The organism is Bacillus sp. SIMBA_005, from assembly GCF_046535585.1.
Taxonomy (GTDB): domain Bacteria; phylum Bacillota; class Bacilli; order Bacillales; family Bacillaceae; genus Bacillus; species Bacillus pumilus.
The window spans coordinates 1-268 of record NZ_JAWRWI010000489.1; the positions used below are offsets into that span (position 1 = coordinate 1).

The 268-nt window shown below is 40.7% G+C and carries 2 protein-coding genes; both read left to right on the top strand.

Features of this window, described 5'->3' with window-relative positions; genetic code table 11:
* The coding region (locus tag SB660_RS21015; RefSeq protein ID WP_410584313.1) for a winged helix-turn-helix domain-containing protein at positions 1 to 156 on the top strand (156 nt) is incomplete at its 5' end.
* The coding region (locus SB660_RS21020) for a hypothetical protein (protein WP_410584315.1) at positions 149 to 268 on the top strand (120 nt) is incomplete at its 3' end. The genes SB660_RS21015 and SB660_RS21020, both read left to right, overlap by 8 nt.

Genomic DNA, 268 nt, shown 5'->3' on the forward strand with positions numbered 1-268 from the left:
GTCTGGAATTATGATTTTGCCGGAGATACGAGAATTGTTGATGTGCACATCAGCCATCTTCGCGACAAAAGTGAAAACAATACCAAAAAACCGATCTACATTAAAACGATTAGGGGATTGGGGTATAAACTGGAGGAGCCAAAAATGAATGAATAAAGTCCGTGTGCGTCTGTTCGCTTTACTCGTTGTATGTATCATATTGGTTTTCAGTGTTCTCGGCCTTTTTTTACAGCAGCTTATTTCTTCATCCGCTGAAGAAAGAACGGCG